The 26989-nt window shown below is 59.6% G+C and carries 19 protein-coding genes and 2 pseudogenes; 4 read left to right on the top strand and 17 right to left on the bottom strand.

The genetic code is table 11. From position 1 onward, the window contains the following. Nucleotides 1-3 precede the first annotated feature (3 nt). The 9 genes and pseudogenes from AB4N76_RS25645 to AB4N76_RS25605 form a co-directional block, all read right to left on the bottom strand. Nucleotides 4-381 carry a hypothetical protein gene (locus AB4N76_RS25645; RefSeq protein ID WP_223523675.1) on the bottom strand — a complete coding sequence of 126 codons (378 nt, stop codon included), beginning with the start codon at nt 379-381 and terminating at the stop codon, nt 4-6. After that, a pseudogene (locus AB4N76_RS25640) lies at nt 374-5039 on the bottom strand (RHS repeat-associated core domain-containing protein). Before AB4N76_RS25640 ends, AB4N76_RS25645 begins: the two are co-directional and overlap by 8 nt. Before the next feature lie 262 nt (nt 5040-5301). Next, nucleotides 5302-6951, bottom strand: a complete 1650-nt coding sequence (locus tag AB4N76_RS25635; protein WP_046028024.1) for a fatty acid--CoA ligase — start codon at nt 6949-6951, stop codon at nt 5302-5304. A gap of 104 nt (nt 6952-7055) precedes the next feature. Beyond that, nucleotides 7056-8834: an acyl-CoA dehydrogenase C-terminal domain-containing protein gene (locus AB4N76_RS25630; RefSeq protein WP_046028025.1), complete on the bottom strand. Its 1779-nt coding sequence runs from the start codon at nt 8832-8834 to the stop codon at nt 7056-7058. Between the two features lie 7 nt (nt 8835-8841). Then, entirely contained in the window at nt 8842-11376 is a 2535-nt protein-coding gene (locus AB4N76_RS25625; protein WP_046028026.1) for an efflux RND transporter permease subunit, read from the bottom strand. A gap of 31 nt (nt 11377-11407) precedes the next feature. Then, nucleotides 11408-12478: a WD40/YVTN/BNR-like repeat-containing protein gene (locus AB4N76_RS25620; RefSeq protein ID WP_046028027.1), complete on the bottom strand. Its 1071-nt coding sequence runs from the start codon at nt 12476-12478 to the stop codon at nt 11408-11410. A gap of 151 nt (nt 12479-12629) precedes the next feature. After that, nucleotides 12630-13988, bottom strand: coding sequence for a DUF1329 domain-containing protein (locus AB4N76_RS25615; RefSeq protein WP_109788129.1), 1359 nt, complete (start codon nt 13986-13988; stop codon nt 12630-12632). Nucleotides 13989-14029: 41 nt separating this feature from the next. Then, the gene (locus tag AB4N76_RS25610; RefSeq protein WP_077430415.1) at nt 14030-16033 is read right to left on the bottom strand and encodes a DUF1302 domain-containing protein; all 2004 of its coding nucleotides are present in this window, start codon (nt 16031-16033) and stop codon (nt 14030-14032) included. A 130-nt stretch (nt 16034-16163) separates the two neighbouring features. Further along, complete coding sequence (locus AB4N76_RS25605; protein ID WP_046028034.1) at nt 16164-16730, bottom strand: RBBP9/YdeN family alpha/beta hydrolase; 567 nt, start codon at nt 16728-16730, stop codon at nt 16164-16166. Between the two features lie 355 nt (nt 16731-17085). On the opposite strand from AB4N76_RS25605, the gene AB4N76_RS25600 reads away from it, so the two are divergent. Beyond that, entirely contained in the window at nt 17086-18120 is a 1035-nt protein-coding gene (locus AB4N76_RS25600) for an AraC family transcriptional regulator (protein WP_077430416.1), read from the top strand. Between the two features lie 389 nt (nt 18121-18509). Continuing rightward, complete coding sequence (locus AB4N76_RS25595) at nt 18510-18869, top strand: DUF6124 family protein (protein ID WP_077430417.1); 360 nt, start codon at nt 18510-18512, stop codon at nt 18867-18869. 204 nt (nt 18870-19073) lie between these two features. On the opposite strand, the gene AB4N76_RS25590 is transcribed toward AB4N76_RS25595, so the two are convergent. From AB4N76_RS25590 to AB4N76_RS25555, 8 genes and pseudogenes are all read right to left on the bottom strand, one after another. Beyond that, on the bottom strand, nt 19074-20084 hold the full coding sequence (locus tag AB4N76_RS25590; RefSeq protein ID WP_046028040.1) for a YeiH family protein: 1011 nt from the start codon (nt 20082-20084) through the stop codon (nt 19074-19076). Continuing rightward, nucleotides 20081-20407, bottom strand: coding sequence for a Rieske (2Fe-2S) protein (locus tag AB4N76_RS25585; protein ID WP_046028042.1), 327 nt, complete (start codon nt 20405-20407; stop codon nt 20081-20083). Before AB4N76_RS25585 ends, AB4N76_RS25590 begins: the two co-directional genes overlap by 4 nt. Further along, nucleotides 20404-21069: a DsbA family oxidoreductase gene (locus tag AB4N76_RS25580; RefSeq protein ID WP_460163718.1), complete on the bottom strand. Its 666-nt coding sequence runs from the start codon at nt 21067-21069 to the stop codon at nt 20404-20406. Before AB4N76_RS25580 ends, AB4N76_RS25585 begins: the two co-directional genes overlap by 4 nt. Beyond that, nucleotides 21066-22400, bottom strand: coding sequence for an MFS transporter (locus tag AB4N76_RS25575; protein ID WP_077430418.1), 1335 nt, complete (start codon nt 22398-22400; stop codon nt 21066-21068). The genes AB4N76_RS25580 and AB4N76_RS25575 overlap by 4 nt, the downstream gene beginning before the upstream one ends. A gap of 90 nt (nt 22401-22490) precedes the next feature. After that, nucleotides 22491-23542, bottom strand: a pseudogene (locus tag AB4N76_RS25570) (beta-keto acid cleavage family enzyme). 81 nt (nt 23543-23623) lie between these two features. After that, the gene (locus AB4N76_RS25565; protein ID WP_077430419.1) at nt 23624-24472 is read right to left on the bottom strand and encodes a TauD/TfdA dioxygenase family protein; all 849 of its coding nucleotides are present in this window, start codon (nt 24470-24472) and stop codon (nt 23624-23626) included. Nucleotides 24473-24485: 13 nt separating this feature from the next. Further along, a complete protein-coding gene (locus AB4N76_RS25560; protein ID WP_046028049.1) occupies nt 24486-25466 on the bottom strand; it encodes a quinone oxidoreductase family protein in 981 nt (326 codons plus the stop codon). A 141-nt stretch (nt 25467-25607) separates the two neighbouring features. Continuing rightward, nucleotides 25608-25841, bottom strand: a complete 234-nt coding sequence (locus tag AB4N76_RS25555) for a DUF3079 domain-containing protein (protein ID WP_046028050.1) — start codon at nt 25839-25841, stop codon at nt 25608-25610. 222 nt (nt 25842-26063) lie between these two features. Here AB4N76_RS25555 and AB4N76_RS25550 point away from each other — a divergent pair, with 222 nt between their 5' ends. Then, nucleotides 26064-26594 (top strand): iron transporter, encoded by a 531-nt coding sequence (locus tag AB4N76_RS25550; RefSeq protein WP_460163717.1) that lies wholly within the window; start codon nt 26064-26066, stop codon nt 26592-26594. Then, nucleotides 26595-26972: a cupredoxin domain-containing protein gene (locus tag AB4N76_RS25545; RefSeq protein WP_046028052.1), complete on the top strand. Its 378-nt coding sequence runs from the start codon at nt 26595-26597 to the stop codon at nt 26970-26972. The last annotated feature ends 17 nt before the right edge of the window (nt 26973-26989 follow it).

Raw genomic sequence — 26989 nt, 5'->3', positions numbered from 1 at the left:
CCATCAGAAAGACACGTCTATTCGATCCACCTGAATTTTTACAAATTGTCCGTTCAGATGAGGATGGTCGTAGTGAATGTCCTGATCCGAAAAATCAACGAAAGATCGAAACACGCTCCCATCCAAATACCCATAAAGCGCGCATGAAAATCCGTTACCTATCATTTCTATGAGTGTAGGGAGTGGCTCCTCTGCCGCAGCGACAACATCGTTGTCGGGAAGTACCAACTCGAACTCCACTTGATAGGTCTCACCCACTTCAATCTTTGATGGGCAATAGCTTGCGAAGCATTTAACTTCTAAACCTTTCACGAGTAATAAGACCTCCTCCTCAACCACTCGGCCTATTGCCAGCACCATCGCTTCATATTTCTTAGTCATTCGCCGGCCTCACTACTTTATCGCGAGCATCACCATTTATAGTTTTCCAGAATTCCTTTCCACTTTTTGTGTGTAACGTCGTAATTTCCTGCTTATCGTTTGTGCCGACAACAGCGAATTTTGCCTCGCCTTTTCGATTATTACCTATCAACTGTAAATACCCCGCTCGAATTTCGCCTTTGTATACGTACTCCACACGGGTGCCATGATTCACAACGTCACGGGCTATAAGTAAATATTCTTCCTTGCTCATAGCCTTAAATTCTGCGCCATGCTTTTCATAGTGCCCAATCAGCTTTTCTTCATCAGCAAAGTTTTGAGGGCGTGTTTTTGGCTTAGGTAACTTGGACTCACCCTCATCAACCCTAGCGCCAGTCGTATCATCCGGCGCCCCACACCCAGATTTATTCGGTGGCGGGCAATTCCCGCTCAACCCCAACGGATCAACCCACCCCGTCGGATTCGGCGTGTACTGGTACTGGTTCAGCCCACCCGCCAACTTGATCGGGTCCGGCGTCAGGTACCGTCCAACATCCGGATCATAGTACCGATGCCGGTTGTAGTGCAGGCCGCTCTCGGCGTCGAAGTATTGCCCCTGAAACCGTAGCGGCTGCTCAAGCTGCTCGCCTCCGCCGAACGCCAGGCGCGTGACTTTGCCGTAGGCGTTGTACTTCGCCGACCAGACGATTTCGCCGCCAAAATCGGTCAGTTCCTGCGGCGTGCCGAGGTGGTCGAGTTGGTAGTAGAACGGGCAGGCCTTGTGTGGGCCTTTGCCGTCGAGCATCGCCAGCGGGCGGAAGCTGCCGGGTTCGTAGACGTAGCTGCGGTAGTGTTCGCGGCTGCTTTCGGCAACGAGATGGTCGCCCTGCCAGAAGAATTCGGTGGTGTGGCCGTCGACGGTTTTGGCGATGCGGCGGCCGAAGGCGTCGTAGCGGTAACTTGAGTTGCGTCCGTCCGGGGTGGTGACGCCGATGAGCCGGTGCTGGCAGTCGTAGCGGTAGTCGGTGACGAGTTTCTGTGCGGTGCCGCGACGTTCGCGGATCAGGTTGCCGAAGGCGTCGTAATCGTAGTGGCGGTCGCCTTGCAGGAGCAGGCGATTGCCCCGCACGTTGGCGGCGCCGGGTCGGTCCTGCATCAGCAGGTTGCCGGCCGGGTCGTGGGCGAAGCTTTCCGGTGGGTCGTCGCGAGTGTGGCGCACGCCCGTCAGGCGGTTGAGCGGGTCGTATTGGTAATTGCGCTGGCCGTGGCGGGTGTCGGCAATGCTGTCGAGATTGCCGTTGGCGCTGTAGGCATAATCGCGTCGATACAGCGATTTCTGCCGTTGGCTGACAGCGTGAGCCTGCAAACGACCCTGATCGTCGTAGGCATATTCGCTGAGCAACTGGCCTTGCTGGCGACGCTGCTCGCGACCGAAGGCAAACTGATGGCTGGTGAGCCGCGTGTCGTTGAGGTCGACGGCGGTCAGCGTACCGCCCTTGGCGTGGTGGTAGTCGAGTTTGCTGTTGTCCGGCAGGCGCAGGCGCGTGAGCTGGCCGCAGGCGTCGTAGGCATAACGCAGCGTGCCCCAGCCCTGATGTTCGGTGATCAGCCGGTCTTGTTGGTCGTACTCGAATTCCAGCGGGTGGTCGTGGCCGTCGTCGACGCTAATCAGCCGACCGAGGCGGTCGTAGCGGTAGGCGACCTGAATGCCGTCGGGCGGCGTTTTGACCAGCAAGCGCCCGGCCGCATCCCGTTCATACGCGGTAACGAGCTGCGAACCATCAGCACCGAACTCGGTTTTCTCCAGCAGGTGCCCGTTGAGGTCGTAGGCGTACGCGGTGCGTTGGCCGTCGAAGCCGGTTTCCTGTCGGATCAGGCCACTGGGCGTGTAGTCCAGCTGATATTTTTCACCGGATTCGTTCTCGATTTCCGTGAGTAACAGCTGCGCGTTGTCGTAGCGATATTTCAGCTGAGTGCCATCGGCGTTGAGGCGGCGGCTGACCAGGTGCAGATCGTCGACGTACTCGTAACGCGTGACGCGCCCCAGTTCGTCGCGTTCGGCGGTGATTTTTCCGTAGGCGTTGTAGCTATAGGCGCGACTGGCGCCTGTCGGCAGGGTCGTCTGGATCAGTCGACCGACGGCGTCCCATTGGTACTTCGTGACCGCGCCATGTTCGTCCTGACGGGTAAGCTGCCGCCCCAAGGCATCGTAGGAAAAGCGCAGTTGACCACCGTCCGGCAAGGTCTCTTCGAGCAATTGCCCCAAGGCATTCCAGACGAATACATGGCGGCTGGTGTCCGGGTAGCGGGTCGACAGCAAACGTCCTTGGGCATCGTAGTGGTAATGGGTGGTTTGGCCATCGGGGTCAGTCGCTTCGGTGACGTCGCCCTGAGCGTTACGGTGGTACTTCCAAATGGCTTGGCCGCGATAGCGCGCATGCAGGAAACCGTTGCGGTACTCGTAGGCCGTTGGCTCGTCTTCTGGCGGAATCAGCGCCACCAGGCGTCCGACTTCGTCATAGCGGTATTCGGTGACGGCGCCGAGCGGGTCCTTTTCGGCGATCAGCCGCCCTTGCTCGTCGTAGGCCTTGAGCTGTTCGCCACCGTCCAGGTCGACCTTGCGCACCAGCCGCGCACGCTCGTCGTGGACGTAAACTTCTTCGCTGCCATCGCTGTTGTGGACGGTGACGCTGCCAGCGTCATCCCAGACATAGCGCGCGTCCATCTGCGCAAACGACGCCCAGTGACGGATGCAGCGCGCGGCCTTGCCGGAGCGCTCCCACTCCCAGAAAAACTCGCCCCCCCAGCCAGTTGCCGCTGGAGGATGACGTGTTGGTCGTCGTAGTCGTAGCGCTCGCTTTCGTCGGCGGCGTTGGTCGCTTCGATGAGTTGCGCGCGTTCGTCGTAGGTGTAACTGACCAGTGTTTGCTCGGTCTGCCAGGACTCGTCGAGGGTCTGCGCCGGGGTAAACACCTGGTAGTCGACGGCGACCAGATGATTGCGTTCATAGCGCAAGCGCAAGGCACGGCCGGCGCCGTTGTCGAGGCGCTGAATGCGCGCCTGACGGTCGCGGGTGATGCGCAGGCGGTTGTCGTAGGCGTCGCTGATCGCCGTGAGTCGACCGTGGTGAAAGTGGTAAAAGCGCGTGTCGTCACCGGCCTGGGCGAGGATCAGTTCTTGCGGTTCAGTACCGAGGTAAATCGCCGCACGCGACAGGCTGTTGTGGATGGCCGGACGCTCGCTGCTCGGCAGTGGGAAAGCGCTGCGACGGTTTTCGTGGTCAATCCAGATGACGCTGTCGCCATCGATTTCCAGTCGATGGGATAAGGAATGACTCCAGCCGAAACCGAGGCCGCTATCGAGCTCGGCAGCGCTGGTGCGGTAGAGCCGGGTGAAGTCGAACGGCAGGAGGCCGTCCAGCGAACCGTCGGTGAGGGTCAGCAGTTCTTCGCCAGTGACCATCGACACCGGGCATTTGTTGGTGGCGGTTTTGTTGGCAGAATCGGCTGAGTCGCCGTTGGGGTTTTTCGCCTGATCCGGGGCGTTGTCGTGGTGTTCGTTTTGCTTGAGGGTGGTGTTGCGTTTGGCATCCCAGCGTAGTTGCATCCGACCTTGTTTCAACCCGGCCGCGACACCGCGTGCGGCGACTGTTTTGTACTGGTCGACGTACTTCATGAAGGTGGTGAGGATGTTGAAAGTTGCCTCGATGAAACGGATCGCGAAACCGGCCAACACCATCCCGTACTTGAGCCCGCGAGATGCTAAATAGGCTTTGGCGATGGGTATACCTATCACCGTACAGGCCAACGCCAAAGCAATCAGAATATCGATCAACACCGAGACGATGACGTGGCTGGCCAGCTCTGCCGCCTTACCTGCCACTTCACTGGGTGGTAACGCCGACAACCACAGACTGGCAGCGCGAAACAGCAGACAAAGCGCCGCTTCATCACTGGCCAGCAGCATGGCTTTTTCCATCGCTGCAGGAGATTGCTTCGCCAGATCGATGAGGTGCTGCGCACCGCTGCCAAGCTTTTCAAGGTGAGCGCCTGGATTTTTGAGGATGTCAAAGACAAGGCTCAGGCCATCCCAAACCCCCATGACCGCGGCCCATCCTCCCGCCAGCAATCCATTCCCGGCAGCCGCAAAGTCGACTGCGACCACTGCGGCTTAAACCCTTCCCATTCTTTGCGTAACCAGCCCCCCAGTTCTGCGGTCAGACCGTCGTAAGAAGAGAAAAGATCATCGACTTGCTGCGGTGTTACTTCGTCGTTGACGTGGATGCGATAGAACTTGCCCGCTTCCCCCGTGAAAGTCCCTTTGCCATTTTCATCGAGCTTGACCGGTGTGATCTTGCCGCCATCCATGGCAATTACATCGACCTGAATATTCCCCACGGGAACGTCATAAACCGATTCAAACTTGCTCTCGATTTCTAGCTTTCCGCCCTTCTGGCATTGCACGACGGTAGAGAAAAACTCGTCGTCGCCACTGCTCACCGTGGTGATGGTGGTGCCGAATCGGACGATCCGTTCCATACCCATCAGCGAAGGCAAATCAGCAATGTGACTGGCTTGGTCTGCCGTTTGGTTAAACCAGCGTTTCAGCTGTTCACGGTAGAGAGACAAGGTGTCCGGAAAACGGTCGAGCTCCTGCTCGATGCGGGCGATGTGCGCCATCAACGCACCGAACGGTATGAAGTGGTGTGGAAAATCGGGTCGAACATCAGCAATCCCTCGCGCAGAAAATGGGCGCGCGAGACTTTGCCGGGGATCAAACCGGAAAGAAGTCAGGGAAGTAGGCAATGGCCGTAGGGCAAATCTCTAATTCGCCCTCACAAAACGCCAGACAGGCACAAACAAAAACGTGGCGTGAGGTTGCCCTCACGCCACGTTCATTTACTACCCCGGGAAGTCCGCGTCCAGCCAACTCCCGGTGGCCTCAACCTTCAGCCAACGCGTGTTCGCGAATGAGCTTCTTGTTGATTTTCCCCACACTGGTCTTGGGGATTTCAGCCACGAACTTGAACTGCTTGGGGATCGCCCATTTGTTGATGCGGCCACTCTCGACAAAGCCTTGAAGATGCGCTTCAAGGATTTTACGATCCAGATACTGCCCCGGTTCGCACACCACCAGCGCCATGGGCCGTTCGCCCCACTGTTCATCGACAATGCCGACGACCGCGACGGACATCACCGCCTCGTGTTCGCTGATCAGGCTCTCCAGCTCCAGGGAGCTGATCCACTCGCCCCCGGTCTTGATCACATCCTTGATTCGGTCTTTGATTTCCACCCCGCCCAACGGGTCGATGGAAGCCATGTCGCCGGTGTGCAGCCAACCGCCCTGCCACAGCTCGGCACCCTTTTCGGGCTCATGCAAATAGCCTTGGGTCAGCCAGGGCGCGCGGACCACGATTTCCCCAAGGGACTCACCGTCATGGACAACGTCATTGCCACTGGCATCGATGATTTTCAGGTCAACCATCGGCACCGGTGTCCCGGTCTTGATGCGGGTGGCCAGTTGCTCCTCGGTGGATTGCGCAAGGTCGTCTTCACGCAGGTAAGTCAGGCACAGCAGTGGGCAGGTTTCCGACATGCCGTAACCGCAGTGCACCGCAATCCCTTTGGCGCTCGCCTCGCTGGCAATCCCCAGGGTCAACGCGCTGCCGCCCAGGAGCATTTTCCAACCGTCGAAACGGGTCTGTTTGGCCGCCTCGCAGTTCAGGATCATTTGCAAAATGGTCGGTACGCAGTGGGAGAACGTGACCTTTTCTTCGCGGAAGAGTTTGACCAGGCTGTTGGGTTCGTAGCGGCCGGGATAGACCTGCTTGATGCCCATCAGTGTCGCGACATACGGCACACCCCACGCATGCACGTGAAACATCGGCGTGATGGGCATGTACACGTCATCGGAACGCAGCAGTGGCTGACCTTGATAAACGCCCAGCGTGGCGACGGCATTCAACGTGTGCAGGACCAATTGGCGGTGGGTGAAATACACCCCTTTCGGGTCGCCGGTGGTACCGGTGGTGTAGAACAGCGTCGCCACCGAGTTCTCGTCAAAATCGGGGAAGTCGTACTGGTCTGAGGCCTGGGACAGCAGGTGCTCATACTCGCCCAACACCGGTAATGAGGTATCGGTCGCCGAATCGTCCGTCAATTGCACGTAGCGTTTGACGGTGGTGAGTTTGTCCTGGATCGGCTCCAGCAACGGCAGGAAATCATCATGCACCAGCACCACATCATCTTCGGCGTGGTTCATGGTGAAGAGCACCTGGTCCGGCGAAAGACGGATGTTCACCGTGTGCAGCACCGCGCCGATCATCGGCACGGCGAAGAAGCACTCCAGGTAGCGATGGCTGTCCCAGTCGAGCAATGCCACGGTGTCGCCAGCCTTGACGCCGGCCGCCGTCAGGGCATTGGCCAGCCGGCGGATACGCTGGTTGAGCGTCTGGTAGCTGTAGCGCAGTTTGTCGGCATACACGATTTCCCGGCCCGGCTCGTAGCGCACACCGGACAGCAAGAGCTGTTTGATCAGCAAGGGATAGGCATAGGCGCCGTCGGCGGGCGGGATTATTTTTGTCGCCATCATGGTTGGGGGTTCCTGGTCCTTTTTAGCGTTGGCTCAATGCCCCGTGATGCACACGGTTGCATTCGACTTCCGGCGCTAGGCCGGAAGTCGCGGGGGCATGGCGATCAGAACTGCTCTGCATCCAGTTCGTAGAGGCATTCGCTGCCGGCCTGGGCCGACGCGCTCAACGAATGGATACGCGGCAACAACCGGGCGAAGTAGAAACGCGCGGTGCCGAGCTTGCTCGCGTAGAAATCGTCCTCGGAAGGCGCGCTCAGGGCGGCCTTGGCCATCAGCGCCCACATGTAGGCGTAGGCGGTGTAGCCGAACACATGCAGGTACTCGACCGAGGCTGCACCGATTTCGTTCGGGTTGTTTTTCGCCCGGTCCAGCAACCACTCGGTCAATTCGTCGAGGGTGTCCAGAGCCGCGTTCAACGGCTTGGTGAACTCGCCAAGGTCAGCACTGGCGTTGGCGGTGAAGTCGCGAATTTCCGAAGCGAACAGACGATAGAGCGCCCCGCCGCTGGCGACGATCTTGCGCCCGGCCAGGTCCAGCGACTGGATGCCGTTGGTGCCTTCGTAGATCTGCGTGATGCGCACGTCGCGCACCAGTTGCTCCTGGCCCCACTCGCGAATGTAGCCATGGCCGCCGAAGACTTGCTGACCGTGAATCGTGGTCTCCAGGCCCATGTCGGTGAGAAACGCCTTGGCCACCGGCGTCAGCAACGCCACCAATTCTTCAGCACGCTTGCGGGTCGTTTCGTCTTCGCTGTACTTGGCGGTGTCCAGTTGCATGGCCACGTACGTCGAGAACGCGCGACCGCCTTCGTTCAAGGCTTTCATGGTCAGCAGCATGCGGCGCACGTCCGGGTGGACGATGATCGGATCGGCGGATTTGTCTTTGCATTGCGCGCCGGTCGGCGCACGACTTTGCAGGCGGTCACGGGCATAGGCGACGGCGTTCTGATACGAGCGCTCACCCTGTGCCAGGCCCTGGATACCCACACCCAGGCGTTCGTAATTCATCATGGTGAACATCGCCGCCAGGCCTTTGTTCGGCGCGTCGACGATCCAGCCTTTCGCGCCGTCAAAGTTCATGACGCAGGTAGCGGAGGCCTTGATGCCCATCTTGTGCTCGATGGAGCCGCACGACAGGGCGTTTTTTTCGCCCAGTGAACCGTCGGCATTGACCAGTACTTTCGGCACCAGGAACAGGGAAATGCCTTTAGGCCCCGCCGGTGCATCCGGCAGGCGGGCCAGGACCAGATGGATGATGTTTTCCGTCAGGTCGTGGTCGCCACCGGTGATGAAAATCTTGCTGCCGCTGATCGCATAGCTGCCGTCGGCCTGAGGTTCGGCCTTGGTGCGGATCAAGCCCAGATCGGTGCCGGCATGGGCCTCGGTCAGGCACATCGAACCGGTCCAGGTGCCGGCGTACATGTTCGGCAGGTACGTCGCTTTCAGTTCTTCACTGGCGTGGGCCTTGATCGACAGGCACGCGCCGGCGGTCAACATCGGGTACAGGCCGAACGACAGGCTGGCCGCGTTGACCATCTCTTCGACCTGCGCGGAAATGGCCTTTGGCATGCCCATGCCACCGTAGTGCGGATCACCGCCGACACCGACCCAACCGCCCTCGGCGAATGCCTGGTACGCCTGCGCAAAACCGTCCGGTGCGCTGACCGAGCCGTTGTTCCAGGTACAACCTTGTTCGTCGCTGGCACGGTTCAAGGGTGCAATGACTTCGCCGCTGATTTTGCCGGCCTCTTCGAGGATCGCGGCAGCGGTTTCTTCATCGATCACTTCAGCCAGGCCAGGCAAACTGGCCCACAGCCGGGACACCTGAAAAACCTCGTTGAGTACGAAGCGCATGTCGCGCAGAGGAGCGTTGTAGTCAGACATCTTTAACTTACTCGGAAGTGGTCACGGCATGGGGCATGCCAGGACGTTGAGCGGTATCGCAGGTATCGGTTTGTGCTGGGGTTTCGTCGGTAACGTCACCCCGTTCCAGCGCCCGATTGCGCAACAGGAAGTACGACAGGGCTGGAATCAGGATCAGCGCGCCGAGCATGTTCCACAGGAACATGAAGGTCAGCAGGATGCCCATGTCAGCCTGGAACTTGATCGGCGACCAGACCCAGCACACCACGCCTGCCGCCAGGGTGATGCCGACCAGGCCGACCACCCGGCCCGTGAACGACACGGCGTTGCGGTAGGACTGGGACAGCGACAGACCCTGGCGCTGGAAATGCAACTGCACACTGAGCAGATACAACGCGTAGTCCACGCCGATCCCCACCCCCAACGCGATCACGGGCAAAGTCGCCACTTTCACGCCGATGCCCATGGCCACCATCAAGGCTTCACAAAGAATCGAAGTCAGGACCAGAGGCAACAGCGCCACCAGCGTCGCGCGCCAGCTGCGGAAGGTGATCAGGCAGAACAACGTCACCGCTGCGTAGACGTAAAGCAGCATGGTGTGGTTGGCCTCGCGCACCACGATGTTGGTCGCCGCTTCGATACCGGCGCTGCCGGCAGCCAGCAGGAACTGACGATCATCGGTGCTGTTTTCCTTGGCAAACTTGTCCGCAATGGCGACTACGGCGTCCAGGGTTTCGGCCTTGTGGTCCTTGAGGTAAGCAATCACCGGCATCAGCGAGCAATCGGTGTTGAACAACTCAGGAGAGTTGACCGAGGCTTGTTGCGCGGCGTAGTTCAGAACGTCCTGGTTACGCTGGATGTTGTTGAGCTTGGGGTTGCCCTCGTAGGTCCCGGCCGTGATTTGACGCACGGCGTTGACCAGCGACGTGGTCGCCTGCACGCCCGGATTCTGTTGCAGTTCCCAGGCCAGGCGATCGGCAAGCACCAGCGTCTTGTAGTTCAGGCAGCCTTCCGGTGCAGTCTTGATCATCACCGCAAACAGGTCGCTGGACAGCGCGTAGTGCTGGGTGATGTAAGCGTTGTCACGGTTATAGCGCGAGTCGGCACGCAACTCCGGCGCACCACTTTCCAGGTCGCCGATCTTCAGGTGCTGGCTGACCATGAAACCGCCGACGCCCATCAGCAACGCGACCAGCACAGCACCTGTCGCCCACTTGGCGGTGGTGAAGCGGTCGAGCATATCCCACAAGCGACCGAAGCCTTTGTGGCGGTCGGCGCGGGTGTCGATTTTCAGGGCACGTTCGGCCGCCTTGGCGCCGACGCCGACATAGGACAGCGCAACCGGCATCAGCAGCAGCGAGGTAAAGATCAACACCGCAACACCAATACTCGCGGTAATGGCCAGGTCCTGGATCACCGGAATGTCGATCAGCATCAACACGGCAAAGCCCACGGCGTCGGCCAGCAGCGCGGTTACGCCGGCAATGAACAGACGGCGAAAGGTGTAGCGCGCGGCGATCAGCTTGTGGGTGCCGCGAGCGATGTCCTGCATGATGCCGTTCATCTTCTGCGCCGCGTGGGACACACCGATCGCAAAAATCAGGAACGGCACCAGCACCGAGTACGGGTCGATGGCGTAGCCCAGCCAGGCGACGATGCCCAGTTGCCAGACCACCGCGATCAACGAGCAGCCGACCACCAGCAGGGTGCTGCGTACGCAACGGGTGTAGGCGTAGATGATAATCAGCGAGGTCACGACAGCCAGGCCGAAGAACATCATCACCTGAATCAGGCCATCGATCAGGTCGCCCATCAATTTGGCGAAACCGATCACCCGAACCTTGTAGTGACCCTTGCCTTCAACGCCGGACTTGCGCGCTGCGCTGTCACCGGCGTATTCGATCTTGTCGCGCAACTGCTCTTCGAGCATCTGCGAGAACGCGTGATAGTTGATGCGCTGGCCGCCAGCCGCTGCCTTGTCCATCAGCGGCACAATCAGCATGCTCGATTTGAAGTCGCTGGCCACCAGGCTGCCGACGATACCGGCACGGGAAATGTTCTGGCGCAGTTGCTCGATTTCTTCAGGTTTGCCCTGGTAGGTATCGGGCATCACCGGGCCACCCTGGAAACCTTCCTCGGTGACTTCGGTCCAGCGTACCGCCGGGCTCCACAACGACTTCATCCAGGCCCGCTCGACGCCCTCGGTGAGGAACAATTGATCGTTGACCTGCTTGAGCACGTCCAGGTAACCGGGATCGAAAATATCGCCCTGGGTGTTTTCCACCACCACGCGCACCGAGTTACCCAGGCCACGCAGCGACTGGCGGTTTTCCAGGAAATTCTGGATGTACGGCTGGCTTTGCGGAATCATTTTTTCGAAGCTGGGACGCAGCTCCAGGCGTGTCGCGGCCATGTAGCCCAGCACCACGGTGGCCAGCGCCATCATCAGCATGAACAGCGGGCGGTAGTTGAACACCAGCCGTTCGAGCAGATTGCCGGATTTACGGTCGAAATCGCGCACGTCGCGGATCACCGGCATGGCGTCTTGTTTGATATTGCCCATGTCTGGGTTCTCGCTTTAAAGGTTCAAGGTCTTATTCGACGAACAGTGCCCGGGCACCACGGCTACCCGCGACCACCAGTGAGCCGTCGTTGGCCTGGGTGGCGCCGGCTATCGGCGTCGGTACGGGGCGCTGAACCAGATGCAATTGCGCGCCAGTGCCCTGGCTGACCAGCATCTGCCCGCCCAAGGTGAACAGGCGGTAATCGCCATGGAGATCGATGAGGCCGGCGGTGACGCTGATGTGCAGGCCGCTGTCCAGCGCGGTCCAACTCTGGCCGCCATCGGTGCTGCGCAACACGTTGCCGCGCAATCCGTAGACGACCACTTCCCCCGGCTTGCCAATCACGCCGAAGAAACTGCCTTGATAAGGGGTTTGTACGGCGGCGAAACGCTGGCCGGCGTCATCCCATTTGAGCAACAGACCTTGCTCGCCGGCGATATACAAAGCGTCGCCAGTCGAAGCGATGGCATTGAGGTGAAAGCCTTGCGGGTTGTCGGTGCGATCCTGGAACGGGGTCCAGGTCTGGCCACCGTCTTCGGTACGCAGAATCAGGTTGAACACGCCGACCACATAGCCGACCTGTTCGTTGGCAAACCAGACGTCGAGCAAAGGTTTGTCGGCGCCCTGCTCTGCCAGTCGCTGGCCTTCGGCAGCCAGCCGCGACCATTCTTCGTTACCCGGTTCGGCGCTGGCCAATGCATCGTAATGCTTGACCAGCAACTCACCGATCTGGCGTCCATCCAGTTGTTTGGTCCAGGTCACGCCAGCATCACTGCTGTGCAACACCACGCCGTCATTTCCGACCGCCCAGCCTTCCCTGGCAGATGGAAAATTGACCGCACTGAGATCGGCACTCACTGGCACGGCTGCTTGCTGCCAGTGTTTACCGCTGTCATCGGAATAGAGAATGTGTCCACGCTGCCCGACGGCAACCAAACGGTCGCCCGCACGGGTCATGCCGGACAACGGACTGCTGACCGCCAAGGCACTGACTCTGGCAGGCAGGTCCAGCACATCGATATAGCCGGCCGCCTGGGTGGCGCCCTGTGACAAGACAAGCAGGGCGCCGAACGCCAGCTGCAGGTACTTTTTCGAACACATACCGCGTCCTCTTGGGAAAACCGCGTCAGGGCCTGCAACCATGCAGCCCGACGTTAAGAACTGGCGCCGCGCTGATCAGCGAGCACCAACCGTCGCGCGGTCACACGGCTTTGTGAGCCGTGGACCGCATGAACGTTTTGTCGCGGTTTGCTTAGCGAATGCCGGCGCCCGCCAGGGATTCCGACGACCACTGAGCCTTGGAGAGCGGTTCGATGTATTTGATGCCGCCGTAAGGGCCGACCACACCGTTGATGTTGTAGGAACCGCCCACCAGGTCATAGATCATGAACGGGGTGGAGTCTGGAACCTGCTTGTCATAGCTTTGGCTGAGGAAGGCAAACGAACCACGGTAGAGCTGACCACGGGCGTCATATTGGTCCGAGGCCAGAGCTGTCCAGCTGTCTTCGTCGAGGTAGAAGCGACGCTTCTGGTAGATGTGACGTGCGCCGGCCTTGAGGTTGCCTTCCACGACCCATACACGGTGTTTTTCCCAGCGCACAAAATCAGGTGCCAGGTGATTCGGGGTAGTCAGCGACTTCGGATCCTGGACGTAGGTCAGCTTGTAGGTGTTGTAAGGCACGATCATTTCCTGCTTGCCCACCAACTTCCAGTCGTAGCGGTCCAGCGCGCCGTTGAACACAAACACGTCGTCGTAGGTGCCTGCGCCTGCGGTGCCTGGGTTAGGCGTGTCGTAAGCCAGGTTCGGCGCGAGCTTGACCCGACGCTGGCCAGGCAAGTACTGCCAGGCGCGACGCGGTTGTTGCAACGGGTTGGCGGCGTCCTTGAGCATCACTGCTTCGCCGGCACGACGCGCCGGGCCGGTGTACTGCAGCTTCATCTGGTAGTACACGTCAGCGCTGCTGATCGGCTGCGAGAGGTTTTCATAGATCGGGTAGGAGATGTTCGCTTGCCCGGTGGTCGCCAGGCTCGCCACGCCAGCCGAGTCGACGTTCCAGGAGTCGTACTTGGAGCTGATGCTGACGCCTTGGTAGCGCAACAGGAAGTTCCACATCGCTTCGTTGCCCGACTGCGGAATCGGGAACGGAATGCCCGGCAACACGTTGTCGATGGCCAGGCCACCTTCAAGGGACTTGGCGCCAGTGGCGTTTTTCACGCCGTTGTCCAGGATGGCCTGAGGCAACGAGACGGTACGGTGAGTCGGGTACACGTCAACATGGAAGGTAGGGAAACGCTTGGCCAGTTCCGCCGTGGTTGCGGTGAGCATGCCCTTGTACTGATCGACGTTCTTGCCGTCGATGACCAGCAGCGGCTTTTCGCTGGCAAAAGGATCCGGACGCATGCTGTCACCGGATTTGAAGCTGGCCGGCGGCGTGGTCAGACCACCGTTGTAGGCGGGGATGGAACCATCGGCATTACCGGCTTTTTCAGCACCGACCAGGGTCAGGTTGCTGCCCAGTTTGGCGGCGTCCTGGGCCGATACGGCGGCGTGTGCCTGAGCAGCGATGACCATCGCCAGCGAGGCAGCCAATACGGTTTGTACAAATTTCATATTGTTATTCTCCTGCTTGCATTGAGCAAATCAGTGGTGAATCAAAAGGTGGTTTTCATCGTCAGGTAAACAGCACCACGGTCTTCAGTCGTGGCACCGCCACCCGAGAAGGACGAGTAGCCACCGGCGTAGCACGCATAGTTTTCGTTACCGCTAAAAGCGTTTGGAGTAGAGCCATCGCCACCCGTCGGGCCGGTGCTCACGCCACTTTTATTGCACTTCTCGGTCTGGCCGAAGGAGTCCACGTATTTCAGGTCGACAAAGTATTTGTTGTACACAACGGCACCCACGCCGACGGCATAGTTGCCGGTGTCCTTGGCACCGCCACCGGACACCGGTGACACGCCGTCAAGACCCACGTTGACGGACATCGGAGCGTTGAGGTCGACGCCTGGGAACACTTGGTACCAGGTCGGGGTGAAGTTGACGGCCAGGCCCCAGTTGTCACGGGTCGGCGCGTCGATGCCGCGATAGGTGCCCTTGCCCTTGTAGAGTGCTTCGTTCTTGTCATCGAGGCTCAACAGGTTGCTGTAATACAGTTCAGCAAGCACTGTTGCCTGATCGAACACCGGTGTTTTCGGCAGGGTCATCAGACCGTTGAGCGTCCAGTGCAAGGTGTCGCCGGTGGCGCTCATGCTGTCGCCGCGGCTCGGGGTGTCATAGACCACACCCGTGGCATCCGTACGCGCCGGCAACAGGCCCAGGCCTTTGCCCAGACCCAGCGGGCTGGCGGTGCTGACAATCGCCGGGATACTGGCCAACGGCATGTTGTGACGGATGTTCAGGTCCGAACCCACGCTCACCCCGCCCACGTCCTTGGACAGGCTCAGGCCGGCGATCTTGATGTTGTCGGCATAGGCCAGTTGATAGGTGGCAGTGTTCAGCGAGTTGAGGGTGTTGACCACCGCAGGCACTTGCCCGGTCGGGCGGGTGCCGTTGGGGTTGGCCGAGGTAATACCTCTGGCATCCAGCCACGCTTGCGGCAGGATTTCCGACGTTTCGCGGTAGTAAACGCCGAGCGTGCCATCCAGCCAGGCTGGCGACCACTTGGCCATTACGCCCCAGTCGCCGCTGTCGTGCGGTGTCAGGTCATGACCGCGACGCACGTTGGTCAAGCCGTTGCACGGCGCCAGGCCGCAACCCAATGGGCTGCCAGGTACCACGGCGTTGGTGTTGCCGAGCAGGAACGACTGCGCACCGAAGCCGACCAGGTCGGAACCACCGTAATAGGTGCCCGCTTCCGGCAGACGCGCAGCATCCCAATTCAGGAAATACTGGGCGCCCACGGTCAACTCGGGATTGACGGTGAACGACATCGACAACTGGTTACGCGGCACGAACAGCTCTTTGGCTTCAGTACCCGGCGATGCGGCCAGCTTGGCCAGATCGAGGCCGGACTGGCCGTAGCTGACCGAATGCACCGGGTTGAGAATGGTCTCGCCCCAGAACACGTTGTGCTGGCCAGCCTTGGCGCTGAACATCGACTCCTCGCCCACTTCGGTGCTGTAGAACACGAAGGCATCGAGGATTTCGCCGGACGGACCGGTGTAGTAGCGCTGGGCGTAGTTGCTCAGGTGCGGGCTGCCATTACCGACGTTGTCGTTGGTGACACCGGCCAGGCGTGGATCGTTGGCGACCAGACCGGAGCGTGCATCATTGCCGTTGACGAACGGGTTGGAGTTGGAACCGGTGTTCTCATACGCCTTGTCGTACCAGCTGGCGGCGCTGACACGAAAGCCCATGGCGTTCTTGTACACCACGTCCATCTCGGTCAACAGATCGACACGGTTGGTGATGTTGGTACCCGCCTTGCGGAAATTGTAGTCACCGTCGTTGTTGTTCGGCGTCCCCAGCATGCGCTTGTCGGCGCTTTCGGTACGCACACCGTAGTTGTACTTCACGGTGTTATCCAAACGAGCGGCCCAGTCCGGATTACCTGTATCAAATTCAAACGCGTGGGCGGTCGGCATTGTCGCGGCCAGAATGGCCGAGGCCAGCAAGGTGTATCGCGAAACTGTGAACCCGTGACTCTTATTGTTGTGCATTGCGTTGTCTCCGCCATTTTTGTATTTGTTTTAAGCACACTCGCCCTCACGCACCCCCTTGTTCCAGGGAGTTGCGCTTTCCAGGAGTGAGGGCATTTGCCGGTTGGCTTAACGCCAGTCGGCTCCTGAACTAGCGATCCAGCTCGAGGACGAGTGCTTCGGCTTGTGGCCAGTGGCCAAATCCTGCGGCCGGATTAAGATGACCCACGGCACCGAGATTTCGCAGTTCGGCGCCCCAGCCCTGAGCCATATCACTAACGGCTTCCAGGCTGGCGAGGTAATCATTGGTGCTGCCGACCACCAGACTTGGGAACGGCAACGGACCTTTGGGCAGCGGATCCCAACCATGGGCCCGCAGTGATTCAGAGGAAGGATAGCCTTGCGGCCAGATTGCGTTGAGATCCGGAGGTGCAGCCAGCAGCGCACCCTTGATCGGGCGACTGTGCTTGGCGGCCCAGTGCGCGACCATCAGGACACCGGCACTGTGGGCGACCAGAATCACCGGCCCTTCGATTTGCTCCAGTTCGTGCTGGATTGCACGGACCCGTGCGGCACAGTCGAGCTTGTCGGTTTCAAGCGGAGGGACACTGCGTACTTTGCAGAGTTTGGCCTCAAGCAATGTTTGCCAATGCTCGGCTACGTGCTCACGCAGGCCAGGCACGATCAAAACGGTTGCGACAGTTTGCAGTTTGTCCACATCAGCACCTACGCTTTCTCGATGACTCGACTGACTCAGTGGTCAGAAGCTTTTTGTAGTGCTGACATTAAAGAGCGCCCACCCCCGGCGCTTTTCATTGGACGTCAGTCGCTTTTCTTTTCATGACAGATTTTGGGGGGTCGACGTGAGGTGCCCGCTGGTCGAAAACTGCAACGAGATTGCCCAAGACCACTGTAATCAATACGTGAGAAGGGTTTACCTCGATGTGATGAGGGCGATTAGAGGTGTCACCGGCTGTACATCAGCGCCAACACCACAACTTTTCATTTGATGATGTGCTGGATATAGTCGCCTCGCTCATTCCAACGCTACCGGCCCAGGGAAGACTTTTCGCATGACAAAGCTTGTTCGCGCTGCCGTCTTGACCAACTACCTGGAGGTCACTCAATACCTGGGGTTCAACCCCCGTGACGTACTGGCTGCCAATGGTTTGAGCAGGGCCCAACTGCTGGCGCCGGAGCATCGCATCCCCATCGATTCCGCCGTGGGTCTGCTGGAGGATTCGGCCGTCGCCAGTGGCTGCCAGAGCTTCGGCCTGAGCATGGCCGAGTCGCGTCAACTCTCGGACTTCGGGGTGGTCAGCTTGCTGCTCACACACCAGCGCACGCTGCGTGAAGCCTTGCAGGTCGTGGTGCATTACCGTCACTTGATGAACGACTCGCTGGCCATCTTCATTGAAGAGGCCGGCAAGTTGGTGATCATTCGCGAAGAGGTGGTCACCGACACACTCCGGCCGTCCCGGCAAGCCAACGAGCTGGCGATCGGCGTGATGTTCCGTTTGTGCTCGGCGCTGTTAGGCGCGCATTGGCACCCCTACAGTGTCAACTTCACGCACCAGCCTCCAGACAACCTGCAACTGCATCGCCGTCTGTTCGGCTGCACGCTGGAGTTCGGCAGTGAGTTCAACGGCATTGTCTGCCCCAATGCCAGCCTGGATGCGACCAACCCCCATGCCGACCCGGCCATGGCCCGTTACGCCCAGGGTTACCTCGACTCTTTGCTGAGCACTGAAGGGCAATCGTTGCTGTTCGAGGTGCGCAAGGCCATCTACCTGCTGCTGCCGATGGGGCGCGCCACCATCGAACAGATCGCCCAGACCCAGGGCATGAACGTACGCACGCTGCAACGTCGCCTCAAGGATGACGGCTGCGCCTTCAACGACCTGATCAACGACGTGCGCCGCGACCTGGTGCTGCGTTACCTGGAGAACCCGAACTATTCGCTGGGGCGCATCGCCGACATGCTCGGCTATTCCATGGCGAGTTCCTTCACACGCTGGTTCATCACCCAGTTCGGCATGCCCCCCGCCGCTTGGCGCGCACAAAAGCCAACCCCTTCAAAGCCTGTCTCGGGTCCCGACGAATCCTGAGCCAGCCGAACCTTCGATTTTTGAGGTATTAAACATCGCCCGAAAGGTCTTGTTTAAAACCCGTCCAGGTTACGTCCTGAAAGCCACAAGACCTTGCGCCGTTACCTACGGCTACGCCAGAATCCGCCGGCTTGTGCGCCTTGAGGCCGCTCGGTAACTTGATTCGTGTCACTGCCCATCAGTGATCGGGTTTAGTCGCCCGTTGATGTCAAGAACGCACAATGCCTCTATCAGCCAGGTCTCCCATGCCTGCACTCGATGGCGGCTGTGCGCAGGGCGCTTCGGCGCGCCGATTTCTTGGCTCATCGGTCGACTAACCTGTGCACAGCTGCCTCCCTTTCGTTTAGTCGCGAGCTGGTTGCAGCCTCTCTCATATGAGGTTCGAGCCAATGTTCAAAGTAACGCCAAACCCACCAGACACCGATCCGGTGTCCCCGTACGAACCCGATTCAAAAAAGCTCAACGAGGCCGCCGAACGCGCCCTCAACTTTCACTTCCCGTCGAATGCCGACATCAAAGCCACTGCGCGTAAACCCAGCAAACTGTTTGCCGTGGACCCAGAGGCCACAGCCGAAACCCTGGCAGTGTTTTTGGTCGAGACGCTGGCCTCGGTGGATGTGATGGTCCATCACTTGGTGGATCATCTGGAGGGCGAGTCGCGCCACGCCCTGCTGGGTATTTCCAACAGCATCATGGTGGCGGAGATCACGGCGAACCGGGTGCTGGATCACATTGATCCACCGGTGTAACCGCTGACTTGTCGCGAGGGGGCTTGCTCCCTCGCCACAGCATGTTCAGGCAGTGGATAAGAGGTTTTTCCAGACAACGAAAAAAACGGCGACTGCTGTACAGTCGCCGCCAAAAGCCGATGTTTGTGACACCGACCGAGAACCGCAAAGCGCTGAGGAGTCAAACGCAATGCGGCCCTGCCATAAAACGGATTCAGACCGGGCTCAGAACCCCCAGCGCAGCAACAGCAGCACCAGGACAACGAGGAACACCGTCTCCCCTATCATCAGGAGGATGGGCTTGATGCCGACGGCGGCCAGTTCCTTGAGCTGAGTCTTCATGCCCAGGGCACTGATGGACACCACCAGGCACCAGCGCGACAGTTCATTGACCGTGCCTTGCACGGCTGGGACCACCCAGCCTGTGCTGTTGATGCAAGCCAGCAGCAGAAAACCGACGGCGAACCACGGCAGCAGAGGCGGTCGCTTGCCTCCGGTTTCGACGCCCTGCATGCGCGTTACCATGGCCGCACAGACGATCACCGGCAGGAGCATCGCAACCCGCATCAGCTTGACCACCGTGGCCGTATCGCCCGTTTCGGTCGACATGCTGTAACCGGCACCAACCACCTGGGCCACATCGTGGATGGTGGCGCCGAGGAAAATACCCGCCATTTGCGGTGACAATGAAAACCAGTTGGCAATCATTGGATAAACAATCATTGCCATGGTCGACAGGGCCGACACACCAATGACGGTAAACAGTGTGGCGCGTTCCTTCTGCGGATGATTGGGCAAAGCCGCCGCCAGCGCCAACGCAGCCGAAGCGCCGCAAATCGCCGTCGCGCCACCGGTGAGCATGCCGAACAAACGCTGGAACCCCAGCAGCTTGGCCGCGATCACCGAAACGCCAATGGTCACCACCACCAGAGTCACCACCAGCGCTACAGGCTTCCAGCCCAGCCCGGCAATCTGCTCAAGGGTAATGCGCATACCCAGCAGGGCCACGCCGATGCGCAACACGGTGCGCGCGGTAAATTCGATACCCGCTTTGCACACGCCTTCACCGGCGAGGAAATTCAGCGCCATGCCTAGCAGCAAGGCAAACAGCATCACCGGTGCACCGTAGTGCTCGGACAAAAACGAAGCGGCTGCCGCCACGATCAGACTAACGATAAACCCCGGGGCCAGTTCGCGTGTTCGGCTATGGATACGGGTGAGAGCGATGGCGCTCATGGCGCGGACTCCTCAGAAACGATGACGATAAAAGCCTGGCCGTCGATGACTTCGACCGGGTAGTTGTTGACCTTGAGCGCGGTGGAATTAAGCAGGTAGCCACTGCGCAGATCGAAGCGCAGGCCATGGGCACAGCATTGGATCACCCGGCCATCCAGACGCCCGCCACACAGCGAGGCACCCTGATGCGGGCAACTGTCATCGATGGCAAACAACTCGCCCTCGACGTTGAATAACGCCAGGCTTTTGCTATCAAATTCGAACAGCGCACGACCACCCGCCTGCGGCAGTTTTCCCGCAGGTACGGGGACACGAATGGTCATGACGGTGACCGCTCGCGCTGGCTTTCGTGCAAGGCGTCGATCATGGCGCCAAGCAGCGCCTCGGGCGGCTGCGCGCCGACCATGGTTATCCGGCGGTCGAACTGAAAGCTCGGCACACCGCTGGAGCCCCCCACTTCATTACCGACAAAGGGACCGGATTCGTCTTGCAGGTAATTCGTTACCGCGTCAGCGTCGTAACCACACGACTGGGCGATAGCGATCAAGGTCTCGCGGCAACCCAGGTCTTCGCCGTTCTGGAAGTACGCGGCGAACAGACGTTCAAGCAACAGATCGCGCTGGGCCCTGCTCCCCCGTGTGTTGGCATGCGCCAGCAGACGATGGGCATCTGCCGTGTTGGGCATCGTGGCAATGCGACCCAAATCGATTGCCACCCCTACCGAGTTCGCGGCCTGTTTCACCTGGGCCTGACGCATCGCTACGGCTTCGGCACTGCCCAGACGGTTGAGGTAGAACTGTGCGAACGGCTCACCCTGTACCGGCAGATGAGGCAGCAACTGCACCCCATGCCACACGGTGGTAATCAGCACGTCGGGGTGCTGCAAGCGCAGCAACTCCTGTGCGCGTTCCAGTTGGCGCTTTCCGATCAAACACCATGGGCAGATGAAATCGAAAAACACATCTATACGTAAACGACCACTCACACCTTCACCTCTAACACCGCTTTGTTACTCACTGAATCGTTGACCTGTTCACCCGCCAACCGGGCAATGTCTTTTTGGTAATGGCACTTGGCAAAAAAGAACACGGCCGCTGCCGCGATGCTCACCAGCGGCACCAACTGGAACGCCCCCTGCAAGCCGATCATGTCGGACACCTTGCCGGTGATGAACGGCCCCGGCGCCAGGCCGAGCAAGTTGTTGGCCAGCGTCAGCGTGGCAAACGCCGTACCGTGGACCGAGTAATGGGTCAGGTTGGCTACCATCGCACCGGCAGGCCCGGTCGTACCGGCAGCAATCAACATGCCCAGGCAAATCAACAGCAGTTGCGCAGGCCCCGGCGGCAAGGCGAATGCCGCGGACAACAGCAGGCAACTGCCCAGGCAATAGGCGATGGCCAGCGCGACCTTGCGCTCCGCCGACTGGCGGCACATGCGATCGCTGAGCATGCCGCACAGGATCATCCCGGCGCCGCTGCACAGGACAATAATTGCCGCCATGCCGCCAGCCTTGTCGGTCGGCATGTCGTAGTAACGGTTGAGGTAGCTGGGCATCCATACGATTACGGTGCCGCCGACGAACAGCTGCAAGCCACTGCCGATGTAAGCCGCAATCACCGAAGGGCTGGAACACAACGTGCGCAGAGGACGCTTGACCACCGCGCTGACTTTTTTGCCGGCTTGTACGGCACGCTGGGGGGCGATGCGCGCTTCCTTGACGATGATCGGGTAAAGCACCGCCAGCAGCAGACCAAACAAGGCCATGCCGGCAAACGACCAGCGCCAGCCCAGCTTGGCCGCAATAGCGCCGCCCAAAGCCATGCCCAACACCGAACCGAACATACCGCCCGCCATAAAGGCACTGGCCAGCGTTGCGCGCATGTGTTTCGGAAACACCGAAATCACCACGGCAATACCGACGCTGCCATAGGCGGCCTCACCTACACCCACCATGAAGCGGGCGATAAACATTTGCTGGTAGTCCTGCGCCAACGCGCAACCCAGCGTGGCGATACTCCACAACAGCGCCATCAGCGCCAGACTTTTAACGCGTCCGAAGCGGTCAGCCATCAACGACAAAGGAAAGGTCAGCAGGCCGACCATCAAGGCAACAATGCCGCTGAGCAAGCCGAGCTGGCCGTCAGTCAAGGCCCACTCGCCCTTGAGCATCGGGAATACTGCGTTCAGCACTTGGCGTGACATGTAATCGGAAATCAACAAGCCGAACGTCAGTGCGAAGACGATCCAGGCATATTTGCGCGCAACGCCGACACCACTGGTGTCGTCATCGCCATCGGCGATTGGGTGAAAGGCCATGCAGCCTCCTCGAAACTTTCTATTATTTTTGTTATCGAGCGTATTTCACTGCAGCGAGCGGGAGGCCAAGGCCCCCGCTCCCGCTGTCGGTCAGCCGCGTTGCGGCACACCTTTTGCCCAGCCTTGCGGTTGGGGGCCATGCCGTTGGCCAACAGGGTTTCTTCGATAGTGTCGTACTTCACGCCGATGCGATAAATCTCACGGGCTTCTTTGCCGGTAGCGATTTCGCGACCCAGCTCATGAGCGATGCGCACGGTTTGCTTGATCTGTGCGACCGAACCAAAACGCTCGCCCTTGTGATCAATGATAGTGTCTTCGTTGCCAACGCGCGGATGCATGCCCATGGCCATCGCCATGGTATTGAACGGCAGCACGTTCTTGAGCAGCGACTCGGACGTCAGGGTGCAGCCGTCCGGTACGCGGTGGATGAAGTTGAAGAAGTTGAACGGATTAGGACCGTCGAAACCGCCGCCGATGCCGATCCAGGTCAGGTTCAATGGACCTTTGTAAAGGCCCTTGCGCACCAGACGCTGCAGCGTTTCCAAAGCGTGCATGCCGGTCAGCTGGAAGTGCGGCTGGATGTCATTGTCCATCAGACGCTTAAGGTGCTCGATAACCCAGGCTGGGCCGGCCGGCACGGTCATTTCGCTGTAGGCAGCCTGATAGGCAGGGTTGGCCAGGGAAGTACCTTCCAGGTATTCCGGGTACAGCAATTCCATGATGTTCATCTGGGTGGTGTTGATCGCCACCGTGACCTGATCCGGTTTTGGCGTCAGCTCGGCCAGCATGTGACGGGTATCGTCAGACAGCCATTTGGCGGCTTCGCCATCACTTTCAGGGGCGAACGAAATCGAACCGCCGACCTGGATGATCATGTCCGGCACCGCTTCGCGTACGCCGGCAATCAATTCGTTGAACTTGGACAGACGCTTGGAGCCCTTGCCGTCCAGTTCACGCACGTGCAGGTGCAGAACCGTGGCACCGGCTTCGTAGCACTCGACCGCTTTCTGGACTTGTTCGTCCATGGTCAGCGGGATGTCTTCCGGGAAGTCTTCCGGCATCCACTCAGGGCCGTACGGGGCCACGGTGATGACCACTTTTTCCATGTTTTCCGGGTGCAGCGAATCGTCGAGAAATTGCATGAGTAACTCCAGTTTTTATGATTGTCCGCCTGCCGGTCATGCCTGGCAGGCGTATCTACAAATATGAATGTGGGTCTTCGATCAGAACGTCTTGTCACCGATAATCCCGGCGCGTTCCATCTTGCGATGGCACGGCGGGTAATCCATGACGGCGTAATGCTGGGTACTGCGGTTGTCCCAGATGGCGATGCTGTTCGGCTTCCAGCGCCAGCGCACTTGATACTCAGGGATGTACGCCTGGCTGATCAGGTAGCGCAGCAGCTCGCCGGCGCCAGGGTTGGCGTCCTGGCCAAAGCGCACCCTCTCGGGGGTGTGGTAGTTGCTGAAGTGAGTGGTGAAGGCGTTGACGAACAGCACCTTCTCCCCGGTTTCCGGGTGAGTGCGCACCACCGGGTGCTCGGCATCCGGGTACATCGCCTTGAGCGCCAGACGCTTTTCGATCGGCATGGCCGCACCAAAGCTCGCCTCGATGCTGTGCCGGGCACGCAGGTCGGCGATCTTCAGCTTCACGTCTTCCGGCAAGTTCTCATAGGCCACGACCATGTTGGCCCACATGGTGTCGCCGCCAACCGGCGGGCACTCCACGCAGCGCAGCACGCAACCCAGCGGCGGTGCCTCGCGCCAGGTGGCGTCGGTGTGCCAGGCGTTTTCGTAGCGGTCCATTGGCTGGTCCGGATTTTTGTAGATGCGCACCAGCCCCGGATGATCCGGGTCGCTGCCGGCCACCGGGTGATCTTCCAGCTCGCCGAAACGACGGGCGAAGGCCACGTGTTCGGCACGGCTGATGTCCTGATCGCGCAGGAACACCACCCGATGCTTCAGCAACTGGGCACGAATCTCGGCAAAAAGACCGTCGTCGTGCACCGCGTCAGCGAGGTTGACGCCGATCAGTTCGGCGCCGATGTTGCAGCTCAATTGTTCGACTTTCATGGCTGGCAACTCCTTAAATGACGAAAATCGAAGAGCCGGTGGTCTTGCGTGACTCCAGGTCGCGATGGGCCTGGACGGCATCTTGCAAGGCGTAGTGCTGGTTGATCTCGATCTTGATCCGACCGCTGCCAACGTGGTCGAACAATTCGCCGGCCAGCTCGGCTTTTTCCGCCGGGTCGGCGATGTAGTCGGCCAGGGCCGGGCGCGTCATGTACAGCGAGCCTTTCATCGCCAGCAGCGCTGGATTGAACGGCGGAATCGGACCGGATGCAGTCCCGACACACACCATCAGGCCACGACGTTTGAGCGAGTCGAGCGAGCCCTCGAAGGTGTTCTTGCCAACGCTGTCGAACACCACGTTGACGCCCACGCCGTCGGTCAATTCACGAACGCGTGCAGCGACGTCTTCATGGCTGTAATTGATCACATGGTCGCAACCGTGGGTCTTGGCGATTTCGCCTTTGACGTCGGTGGACACGGTGCCAATGACATTCAGGCCGAGCAGCTTGGCCCACTGCGAAACGATCAGGCCGACACCGCCAGCGGCGGCGTGCAGCAAAATGCTGTCACCGGGTTTGAAGTCGTAGATGCGGCGCATCAGGTACGACGACGTCAGGCCGCGCATGGTCATGGCGGCGGCTGTTTCGAAGCTGATGGTTTCCGGCAACTTGATCAGCGGTGCAGCCGCGATCAGGCGCTCGGTGCTGTAAGCCCCCAAGGTGTTGAGAAAACCGGTGTACGTGACACGATCCCCGACTTGAACATTGGTCACGCCTTCCCCGACGGCCTGGACCACACCGGAAGCTTCAACCCCCATGCCGTTGGGCATAGGAATCGGGTAGGTGCCATTGCGGAAGTAGGTGTCGGCATAGTTCAGGCCAACGGCTACATGACGGAGACGAACCTGGCCTGGACCAGGATCGCCGACTTCGACCTCTTCATAACGAAGGACTTCGGGACCACCGGTTTCGTAAAAGCGAACGGCTTTGGCCATGATTTCTTATTCTCCAATCTGCAATGTTGGCTTGTGCGTCGAATTGCGCTGATTGGACTGTAGGATGACGCCTGATGAACCGCTTCTCATCAGACGACAATGGCTTTTCATTTCATGACAGAGGGGTCGGTGGGGGTTCGCCTATTGCGGCTCTTCGGGCGCGATGGGCTCTGGGTCCACCGCCTTGTCGGTGACGATGGGCAGCTCAATGCCCCAATCGCCATGCAGATACCAATCGTCACCGATCATCTCGGCCGGATGCATCGTGCGGTCAGCACCATTGCCGCAGGCCAGAGCGGTCGCCGCACAATAACGGTCGCACCCCCAGCAAATACGTTCGGGATGTTTTGGGCTGATGGGAAAGGGCTTGGCCATGGCGGTACCCGCATGATCGAAGGGTAGGTATGTAACCTACCGCGCCCGGCCTCAACCGCCCTTGATGCAGGTCAATTACGCTCGGTCACCCTGCCCTTTTTTTCTCGTGCGTGCGCTGGCATCGCCCGGACTATTGCTACGAAAATTGACCATAATCATTATTATTCTCACTCAGGTTTTCTAGACTCGGGCTCTCACTTCTCAGCCCTTCTGGAAACCCTCATGCGTACCTCCCTCGCGCTGTCCTTTTCCCTGATGTTGCTCGCCCCCCAAGCCCACGCCAAGGAATACCCGATTGGCGAACCCCAGCTGTGCCCGGGGCTGGAAGTCGGCGCGGTGTACTTGCAACCGATCGAAATGGCGCCTGCCGGCATGATGCGCGCGACCGCTGATTCCGACATCCACCTGGAAGCCGATATCCGCGCCACGGCCGACAATCGCCAGGGCTTTCAGGAAGGCAGTTTCGTGCCCTACCTGAATGTGGCTTTCAGTCTGCAAAAACAGGGCAACGAGCCACCGATCACTGGCGATTTTCACGCCATGGTCGCCAACGACGGCCCGCACTATGGTGACAATGTGAAGTTGCAAGGCCCTGGCAAATACCGGCTGACCTTTACCCTTCTGCCTCCCGGCGGACATGGCTCCCTGGGTCGTCATACCGACAAGGAAACCGGCGTCGAACCCTGGTTCGAACAGTGTGCGCTGCACTACGAATTCATCTATGCCGGGATCGGAAAAAAAGGTGGTTATTGAATGAGCCGCCACACACACCAGAAGCCTGAACCGAGGCGCCCGGGCCCGGTTCATCGACGCCTGGCCGGGTTGATTCTGGCCTGCTCGGTCATGCCGCTCATGGCTCAGGCCCAACTACCCAGCATCGAGTTGAGCCTGCGTGACGGGCACTTCATCCCTGCCCTGCTGGAAGTGCCGGCCGGACAACGTTTCAAGATCATCCTGAAGAACATCGGTGAAGGGCCGGCGGAGTTCGAAAGCACGCCACTGCGGGTCGAGAAGGTGCTGTCACCGGGAGTGACGACGTTCGTTGTCATTCACCCCCTCAAGCCCGGCAGTTACCCGTTCTTCGACGACTTCAATCCGCAGTTGCCCGAAGGCGCCATTCTCGCGAAATAGTTGGCTCAGCCACGGAG

The organism is Pseudomonas sp. S2_F03, assembly GCF_054668335.1.
The sequence above is the reverse complement of the archived record's forward strand: the minus strand, read 5'-3'. Positions and strand labels throughout refer to the sequence as shown.

Excerpts from the sequence above, each read along its gene's own strand:
- AB4N76_RS25615 (WP_109788129.1), bottom strand. The coding sequence starts at position 13,988 with ATGAAATTTGTACAAACCGTATTGGCTGCCTCGCTGGCGATGGTCATC.
- AB4N76_RS25635 (WP_046028024.1), bottom strand. The coding sequence starts at position 6,951 with ATGATGGCGACAAAAATAATCCCGCCCGCCGACGGCGCCTATGCCTAT.
- AB4N76_RS25555 (WP_046028050.1), bottom strand. The coding sequence starts at position 25,841 with ATGGCCAAGCCCTTTCCCATCAGCCCAAAACATCCCGAACGTATTTGC.
- AB4N76_RS25585 (WP_046028042.1), bottom strand. The coding sequence starts at position 20,407 with ATGACCATTCGTGTCCCCGTACCTGCGGGAAAACTGCCGCAGGCGGGT.
- AB4N76_RS25625 (WP_046028026.1), bottom strand. The coding sequence starts at position 11,376 with ATGGGCAATATCAAACAAGACGCCATGCCGGTGATCCGCGACGTGCGC.
- AB4N76_RS25630 (WP_046028025.1), bottom strand. The coding sequence starts at position 8,834 with ATGTCTGACTACAACGCTCCTCTGCGCGACATGCGCTTCGTACTCAAC.
- AB4N76_RS25565 (WP_077430419.1), bottom strand. The coding sequence starts at position 24,472 with ATGAAAGTCGAACAATTGAGCTGCAACATCGGCGCCGAACTGATCGGC.
- AB4N76_RS25560 (WP_046028049.1), bottom strand. The coding sequence starts at position 25,466 with ATGGCCAAAGCCGTTCGCTTTTACGAAACCGGTGGTCCCGAAGTCCTT.
- AB4N76_RS25550 (WP_460163717.1), top strand. The coding sequence starts at position 26,064 with ATGCGTACCTCCCTCGCGCTGTCCTTTTCCCTGATGTTGCTCGCCCCC.
- AB4N76_RS25595 (WP_077430417.1), top strand. The coding sequence starts at position 18,510 with ATGTTCAAAGTAACGCCAAACCCACCAGACACCGATCCGGTGTCCCCG.
- AB4N76_RS25590 (WP_046028040.1), bottom strand. The coding sequence starts at position 20,084 with ATGAGCGCCATCGCTCTCACCCGTATCCATAGCCGAACACGCGAACTG.
- AB4N76_RS25600 (WP_077430416.1), top strand. The coding sequence starts at position 17,086 with ATGACAAAGCTTGTTCGCGCTGCCGTCTTGACCAACTACCTGGAGGTC.
- AB4N76_RS25610 (WP_077430415.1), bottom strand. The coding sequence starts at position 16,033 with ATGCACAACAATAAGAGTCACGGGTTCACAGTTTCGCGATACACCTTG.
- AB4N76_RS25620 (WP_046028027.1), bottom strand. The coding sequence starts at position 12,478 with ATGTGTTCGAAAAAGTACCTGCAGCTGGCGTTCGGCGCCCTGCTTGTC.
- AB4N76_RS25545 (WP_046028052.1), top strand. The coding sequence starts at position 26,595 with ATGAGCCGCCACACACACCAGAAGCCTGAACCGAGGCGCCCGGGCCCG.
- AB4N76_RS25575 (WP_077430418.1), bottom strand. The coding sequence starts at position 22,400 with ATGGCCTTTCACCCAATCGCCGATGGCGATGACGACACCAGTGGTGTC.
- AB4N76_RS25645 (WP_223523675.1), bottom strand. The coding sequence starts at position 381 with ATGACTAAGAAATATGAAGCGATGGTGCTGGCAATAGGCCGAGTGGTT.